Consider the following 7,515-nt stretch of genomic DNA (forward strand, 5'->3'; position numbering starts at 1 on the left):
ATACCGGCAGCGTCTCCGGCGTCGCCGAGGCGTAGTAGTCAAACGTCAGCATCACCACTGAGCTGTCCGGCAGTGCCTCGACCGCGTCATACAACTTCCGTGCCTCCGGCGTCACCGCCATCGGCAGCTCCACCGGGAAGATCACCGGAATCATGACCGTGATCGCCACCAGCAGATAGACCCAGCGCCGGTCGAGCCCGCCCAATTTCTCCCAAAACGTCATCGGCTGCCCCCCATGTACGTCCGCTCGATCCCGAGAATAATCCGCAACCCCATCGTCGCCGCACCCATCGCCGCGCCGATGATAATCGCCCGCTGCACCGCGACGTTGATCCCCCCCATCACGTATTCGTTAATCCATTGCGGCAAATCCGGGTGAATCGCCCCGATCACATACTCGCCCATCGGCACACGCCACAACATCACCAGTATCGCCGTGATCAGGAGCAGCGTCGCTTCGGCGTTGCGCGCCCGGAATGCCCGGAACGCCGCCGAGGCGATATAAAACGCCAGCAGCGCGAACATCGTCGCCATCATCGGCGCATTCAGGTTGTTAAAGAACCAGTCGTAGATCGACCCGTCCCCCGTCCCAAACTCAGTCGACCAGCTCACCGGCAGCATCGCCGGCACCGCCGTCACTAAAACCGCCAGCAGCAGCGCCGCCTTGTTATACCAGCCCGACTCCAGCCGCATCAGCGGCCGCCAGTTGACCCGCACCAGCGACACCACCCCCAATAGCAGCGTGAAGCCGCCGATGATCGATGTCCACTGCAGCAGTGTGTCCTGAATATCGCCGAACTTGGCCGGGTTGAGCAGGAATCCCGCCACCATCGCCATCCCCGCGAGGAACGCCACCGCCACCGGAATCATCGTCTTCATCAGCGCACCTCAAACAACTTCTGCAGCCACTCGCCGCCCAGATTCAGCGTCACCAGCACCGCCCCGACGAATATGGCAACCAGAATCAACACTTTCATCAGATCCTGCCCCTTGAGTCCCCCCAGCATCAGCGGCTCGTGCGACAGGTACGCTCCCGCCGCGAACAACTCCTCGCCCATCAGCGTGTAATCACACGCCGCAATGAAAAACGGCAACTGCTCCGGCTGCGCTGTTCCCGCGATCTGAATTGACCCCGCCGCGTTGCCGGTCTCGGCCAACAGCAGCGATTCGGCGTAGAACGCCCCCATGAAAATGTTGGCTGCCGGCCGCTCGCGCATCATGTAGCCGTTAACCGTCGCCGTGAATGCCATCTGCTCCCCCGCGACGTAGCGCACCGTGTCCTTGTTGTACGATTCGCCCCGGCCCTCGGCAATGTACGCCTGTTGCACCACTTCCTGCGCCGCCGCCATCACCATCGGATATCGCACCGGCACCGCCAGCGGCGTCTCATACCGCGCCGTGATCTTGGCGACGCGCCCCAGGATCGACAGCCCTGCGATCGTGTCCATCACGTCGATTTCGTTGATCCCCGGAATAAACAACACCGGCCGCCCCATCTCGGTGGCGCGCCCGACCGCCTCTTCCACCGCGTCCAGCCCCGCCATTTTGCGGATGAACAACTTCTCCCCCCGCTTGGCCCGCTGCGTGTAATACATGATCGCCGCCGAAAACAGCACCATCAACACGATGGCATTGATGCGATCGGCGCGAAACCACCCGCCGCTCTCCGCGGCCGGCGCCGCCTGCGCGCAGGCAATTGAGGCTGTTATGAGGACGATTAGGAATGTGAAGAGCGCCACTCGGGCCTGTTTCACTTCATTTTCTCCAGCGCCGTTTTCAGCTTGTTGATAACATGTACGGGCGAAGGATCGGTTTTGTTTACCAGCGCCAGATAGTAGCTCATCAGGTCGCCGAATTGTACCAGCGAGAAGATTTCCGCCAGCCGGTTCGGCCCTTTGGCCTTTAATGTCATCGTCGCGATGCGTTTGCCCTTGAGAATCTTGTCCACCACCTTGACCCGGTTGGTGACGCCCTTCGAATCCGCCGGCCCCGTAAGCCAGATCACGTGCAGTTTCCGCACCAGCGCCTTCGGATAGTCGAATCCCACCAGCTCATTGTGATTGAATTCGGGCGCAATATTGGCATACGCCAGATGCTTGCCGTTCTCGCAAATCTGCCCCTTGAACCGCACCGCCGCCACGTCGTAGTAGTCCGCGCCCGCGTAGACGATCCCGATCTTGTCTTTCAGCTTCTGCGCCAGTCTCTTGGCTTCGTTGCGGGACGTCGGCACATTCATCGCCAGTTTCTTGCCGCTCGCCGTCAATGCCGCCACCGTGTCGGCGACAATCTGCTCCTGGCTCCCGACAAATCCGATTACCTGCATCAACTTGAGGATCGGTCCGAACGAATACCCCAGCGCCGCCCGCGGCTCAAATCCGCCCGGGAGCACGAGGTACGGGCAGTTGTTGGCCTGCGCCATCGTCAGCAACTTGCCGCCCGTCGTCGCCACCACGATCTTGCAGCCGCGGCTCATCGCTTCCTCGAACGCCGCCAGCGATTCCTCCGTGTTGCCCGAATACGATGACGCGATCACCAGCGAATCGGCGCCGACAAATCGCGGCAACCCGTAATTGCGGTTGATGAACATCGGAATCGTCAATTCGTTCGCCAGATACGAGCGCGCGAAATCGCCGCCGATCGCCGATCCGCCCATCCCGGCCACGATAATGTTGCGAAACTGCCCCGGATTGAATCCGGACAAATCACCATTCACCGGCAAATTGAAACCGGCCTGCAATTGCTGCGGGAATTCATATACCCGCTGATACATATTGGTCGGGTCCAGCTTGGCCACGACCTTGGGCGTCCAGTCCATTTATTCCTCCAGATTTTCCTTGCCGACGTGCTCTTCGAACCAATTGCGCAGCACGGCTTCGACCTTCTCCGTCGTGGGCAACTTCAACACCCGCTCGGCCAAGTGTGCGCACTCGCTGTACTCCAACATCGCCACGATCTTCTTCACCTTGGCGATCCGCGGCGGGACGACCGAGAAGCAGGGAAGTCCGATGCCGACCAGCAGCGGAATCGCGATCGACCGCGCCGCCAATTCACCGCAGAGCGTCACCGGGATGTTATGCCGCTGGCCCGCATCAACCGTCATCTTGATCAGCCGCAGCACCGCCGGATGCAACTCGCGGTACAACGCCGCCACCTTCTTGTTCGTGCGGTCTGCCGCCAGCGTGTATTGCGTCAAATCGTTCGTCCCGATCGAGAAGAAGCAGACGTGCCGCGCCAGCTCGTCCGCCATCAGCGCCGCTGACGGTACCTCGATCATGATGCCCAGATCGATATTCTCGTCGTAGGCGAGCCCTTCCGCCTTCAACTCCTTCATCGCCGCGTGCAACACCCGCCGCGCCTTGACAATCTCCATCGTCGCAGCCACCATCGGTAGCATGATCTTGATATTCTTAAGCGTCGATGCCCGCAGCATCGCGCGCAACTGCGTCTTGAAAATCTCGGGTAAATCCAGATCGAGCCGGATCCCTCGCCAACCCAGCGCCGGATTCGCCTCGTCCGGCTCGAGATAATCCCCCACCACTTTGTCCGAGCCGAGGTCATAGACCCGCAGCGTTACCTGGTTGGGGAAAAACGTCCGCGCAATATCGCTGTAGATCTTGGTTTGCTCCTCTTCGGTTGGGAAGCGCATCCGCGTCAGGTAGAAAAACTCCGTACGATACAGCCCGACCCCGACCTTGTTGGAGGCCAGCACTTCGTCGGTCTCGGTCGGAATCTCCAAATTCGCCTGCACCTCGACGGCGTGACCGTCCCTGGTCGCTCCGGCGATCTTGCCGATCCCGCGCAGCTCGCGTGCCAGCACTGTCTTGCGCTTCTTCTGCTCGCCGCGATATTCCTCCAGCGTCGCCTTCTCCGGATTGACGATCACCTGACCCGCCTCACCGTCGATAATCACCAGCGACTGATCCGGCACGCGCTCCATCAACTTGCTGATTCCGACCACCGCCGGAATCGACAGCGACTTGGCGATCAGCGCCATGTGCGAAGTCGCCCCGCCCAGCGAGGTCGCAAATCCCGGAATCTCGTACTTGCCCATCAATACCACTTCGCCCGGCGAAAAATCTTCCGCCAGCGCGATCTTCCCCTTGTTGTTGACCAGCTTGTTGACGTGATGCCCGATCAGGTAGCCGAACACCTTCGCCGCGGTGGCGTTGATGTCGTTGGCCATCTCCTTCAAATAACTGTCATGCGATTTGCGCAGGGAAGCGAGCGTCTTCTGCAGATGCTTATTGTAGACCCACTCGGCGTTCAACTTCAACTTGGCGATATCATCGCAGACCGTCTGGAAAAACGCGGCGTCCTCCAGGATCAGCAACTGCGCTTCGAAAATCTTGGCCAGCTGCTCGCCGACGGCACTGCCCGCCTCGGCGTGAATCTGTTCGATCTCAAGCCGGGCAGCCGCCAGCGCGTTGTTCAGCCGCGAAATCTCCGCGTCAACTTGATCCTCCGCGATGGCCCGCTTGGCGATCGTGTGTGGCCCGTTGACATGCTTGAAGCACTTGGCGATCGCTATCCCTGGGGACGCAACCAGCCCGCGCAATCGCAACTCTCTCACGGCTCCGGAATCTGTATGCTTGGTTCTTTTCGGCATTCGCAACTGCTGGCGCTGCCGGATCGGCAGGGAATCCGAGATTGAAGGTTAGTCGAATTTCGAAGCGAGCACCTCACTGAGCGCTCGCACCGCGTCTTCTGCATCCTCGCCCTGGGCCGTGACTGTTACGTCGGATCCCATCTCCGCCGCCAACATCATCACACCCATGATCGACTTCCCGTTGACCTCCAACCCCTCCTTCTCCAACGTGATTTCTGACTTGAACTTAGTCGCGGTCTGGACCACCTTGGCGGAAGGTCGCGCGTGAAGTCCGAGCTTGTTCGTAATCTTAACCGTTTTCCTGACCAAGTTCAAATCCTTTTACACCGCACGTAAAAAAAGTTTGCCGGGAAGTTGCCGCACCAGACCCGCCATCTCCAAACTCAACAGCAGCGACAATACCTCCTGCACCGGCCGCTGCAAATCCTGCGACAAACTGTCGACTAACTGCGGCTGGTCGGAAAGCTGATTGTACACCGCCTGCTCCCGCTCCGCCAACTTCACCGTCGGCCGCGCAACCGCCGCCCGCTTCTGCAACGGGTGCAACCCTAACGCCAGCAGTACATCCGCCGCTTGCGTTACCGGTGCCGCACCCTGCTTCAAGAGCTCATTCGTCCCGTGCGACGTTGCCGAGGTGATGTTTCCCGGCACCGCAAAAACTTCGCGATTTTGCTCCACCGCGTGCCGCGCCGTCAGAAGCGCCCCCGAGCCGCGCCGGGCCTCCACCACAATTACCCCCCGCGCCAGTCCGGAAATGATCCGGTTTCGGCTCGGGAAATTATACTTGTCTGGCCGCAGGCCGAACTCAAATTCCGTCACAATTGCCCCGTGTGCCGCCACCTCATCATACAATCCCTTGTTCTCCGGTGGGTAAATGACATCCAGTCCGCACCCCAACACCGCCACCGTTCGCCCGCCCGAGGCTATCGCAGCCTGGTGCGCCACCGAGTCAATCCCCCGCGCCAACCCTGACACAATGCTCAACCCCGCCTTGCTCAACTCCGTGGCCAGCATTTCCGTCACCTGCCGACCGTAAGTCGAGCAAATCCGGCTGCCGACAATTCCGACCGCCTGTGCATCATCCTTCCGCAGTTCGCCCCGAACAAACAGGAAAGGTGGGGGATCATAAATCCTCTTCAGCGGCTCCGGATAGTCGGCTTCCAGAATCGTGAGCATCTTCGCCCCCGATTTCTCCAACTTCTCCAACTGTATCTCGGCGCGCTGAAAGTCCACCTGATGGCGGATCGCCTCGATCACCTTCTCGCCGACATCCTCTACCCGCGCCAGCTGCGCATCCGGGGCCTCCAACACCGCCTGCGCCGATCCGAACTTCCGCACCAGCGCCACCAGGCGCACCGCGCCGATCAACGGCACCGTGTTCAGCGCCAGCCACCAATACCGCGCATCATCGTGTGCCGGCACGGTTCGCCTCCTTAACCTCTGCCAGCTTCTCCCACAGCCGCTTGACTGCCCGGTCGATATTCGTCTTCTCTTTGGCCGAAATCAGGAACATGTCCTCATTGCTGTGCTTCTCCAGCTTCTTCAGCGCCTTTGCATCCAGGGCATCGGCCTTGTTCAACAGCACGATCTCGGCGCGATTCAGAAGCGTCGGATCGTACGCCCCCAGCTCCCCCTTCAGCGCCGTAAACTGCTCTTCATGTTCCGGGTCGCTGGCATCCAGAATGAAGCATAACACCCGCACCCGCTGAATGTGCCGCAGAAACTGATATCCCAACCCCTTGCCTATGCTCGCTCCCTCGATAATGCCGGGAATGTCCGCTACCGTGAAGGTCTTGTAATCGGGAAGTTGCACCACCCCTAAATTCGGCGTCAGTGTCGTAAACGGATACGAGGCGATCTTCGGCCTGGCATCCGACACCGCCGCCAGAAATGTCGATTTCCCGGCGTTCGGATACCCCACCAGTCCGACATCCGCCACCAATTTCAACTCGAGGATTACCCGCCGTTCTTCGCCCGGTATTCCCGAATCCGCACGGCGCGGCGTCTGATTGGTTGCCGACTTGAAATGATTGTTTCCTCGTCCACCCTTGCCGCCGTGACAGATGACAAACTCCTCGCCGTCGGCTTCCAAATCGCAGATAATCTCTTCCGTCTCCGCGTCCTTAACCAGGGTCCCCGGCGGTACCTTGATCCGCAAGTCCTTGCCCGACTCTCCCGATCGCAACCCGCCTTCGCCCGGCGCGCCGTCCGCGGCGATATACTTCGTGCGATAAGTGAAATCGCGCAGCGTATTCAGATTCGCGTCCGCCGCCAACACCACGTCGCCCCCCTTGCCGCCGTCGCCGCCGTCCGGCCCCCCCTTCGGGATATATTTCTCCGTCCGGAAACTGATCTTCCCAGGCCCCCCATGACCGGCGCGGACATAGATTTCGCAGAGATCGACAAAGCGTAGCATACTGAACCTGAATAATACCCTTCGCTGGCCCGATTTTCAACAGCTTTCCCGCGCCGTGCCGCCAATTTCGCCCTTTGCCGACCCGCCCAAAATGTATAAACTGTTGGCCGTGTCAATCGCTTTGGCCTAAGGGAGACTCGATGCGTGTTCCGGCGCTCGCCGCGCTGCTGATTCTGTCCATCCTCCATCTTCGCGCTGCCGCCGATCCATCCGCCGGACTTCGTTTTCCTGCGCAGGTGGTTGCCCGTCACGACAGTTGTTTGTTGGTGACAACTAACATCCGTCTCCCGCTTTCCCCCGGCTTCCGTTTCGAGGCCGCCGCCGGCGCAAATCAATTCTCCGCGCCGGTCGCTGGTTCGCTCGGCTCGCTGGCCTTGATCGGTCCGATCCCTGAATCAGACCTCGACTGGCTGACAACGACCGCCGACCTTGAGATGTTTCTGAGCCTCGACCCCGATGATGTCACGCCGCAGTTGACGATCGCGGTTCCCTC

The 7,515-nt window shown here is 60.3% G+C and carries 9 protein-coding genes; 1 reads left to right on the forward strand and 8 read right to left on the reverse strand.

From position 1 onward, the window contains the following. From IT585_12065 to obgE, 8 genes are all read right to left on the reverse strand, one after another. Nucleotides 1-223 (reverse strand): hypothetical protein (locus IT585_12065; GenBank protein MCC6963980.1); only part of this gene is annotated, 223 nt, incomplete at its 3' end. Next, nucleotides 220-879, reverse strand: a complete 660-nt coding sequence (locus IT585_12070; GenBank protein ID MCC6963981.1) for a hypothetical protein — start codon at nucleotides 877-879, stop codon at nucleotides 220-222. The genes IT585_12065 and IT585_12070, both read right to left, overlap by 4 nt. Then, the gene (locus tag IT585_12075) at nucleotides 879-1,754 is read right to left on the reverse strand and encodes a hypothetical protein (protein MCC6963982.1); all 876 of its coding nucleotides are present in this window, start codon (nucleotides 1,752-1,754) and stop codon (nucleotides 879-881) included. Before IT585_12075 ends, IT585_12070 begins: the two co-directional genes overlap by 1 nt. Further along, nucleotides 1,751-2,815: a bifunctional phosphoglucose/phosphomannose isomerase gene (locus tag IT585_12080; protein MCC6963983.1), complete on the reverse strand. Its 1,065-nt coding sequence runs from the start codon at nucleotides 2,813-2,815 to the stop codon at nucleotides 1,751-1,753. Before IT585_12080 ends, IT585_12075 begins: the two co-directional genes overlap by 4 nt. Beyond that, nucleotides 2,816-4,606: a phosphoenolpyruvate--protein phosphotransferase gene (ptsP, locus tag IT585_12085; protein MCC6963984.1), complete on the reverse strand. Its 1,791-nt coding sequence runs from the start codon at nucleotides 4,604-4,606 to the stop codon at nucleotides 2,816-2,818. 48 nt (nucleotides 4,607-4,654) lie between these two features. Next, nucleotides 4,655-4,915: an HPr family phosphocarrier protein gene (locus IT585_12090; GenBank protein ID MCC6963985.1), complete on the reverse strand. Its 261-nt coding sequence runs from the start codon at nucleotides 4,913-4,915 to the stop codon at nucleotides 4,655-4,657. Nucleotides 4,916-4,927: 12 nt separating this feature from the next. Continuing rightward, on the reverse strand, nucleotides 4,928-6,028 hold the full coding sequence (gene dprA, locus IT585_12095; GenBank protein ID MCC6963986.1) for a DNA-protecting protein DprA: 1,101 nt from the start codon (nucleotides 6,026-6,028) through the stop codon (nucleotides 4,928-4,930). Then, complete coding sequence (gene obgE / locus IT585_12100; protein MCC6963987.1) at nucleotides 6,012-7,022, reverse strand: GTPase ObgE; 1,011 nt, start codon at nucleotides 7,020-7,022, stop codon at nucleotides 6,012-6,014. The genes dprA and obgE overlap by 17 nt, the downstream gene beginning before the upstream one ends. Before the next feature lie 140 nt (nucleotides 7,023-7,162). Here obgE and IT585_12105 point away from each other — a divergent pair. Next, the coding region (locus tag IT585_12105; GenBank protein ID MCC6963988.1) for a hypothetical protein at nucleotides 7,163-7,515 on the forward strand (353 nt) is incomplete at its 3' end.

It is taken from the genome of Candidatus Zixiibacteriota bacterium, assembly GCA_020853795.1.
In the GTDB taxonomy this organism is placed as follows: Bacteria; Zixibacteria; MSB-5A5; order CAIYYT01; family CAIYYT01; genus JADJGC01.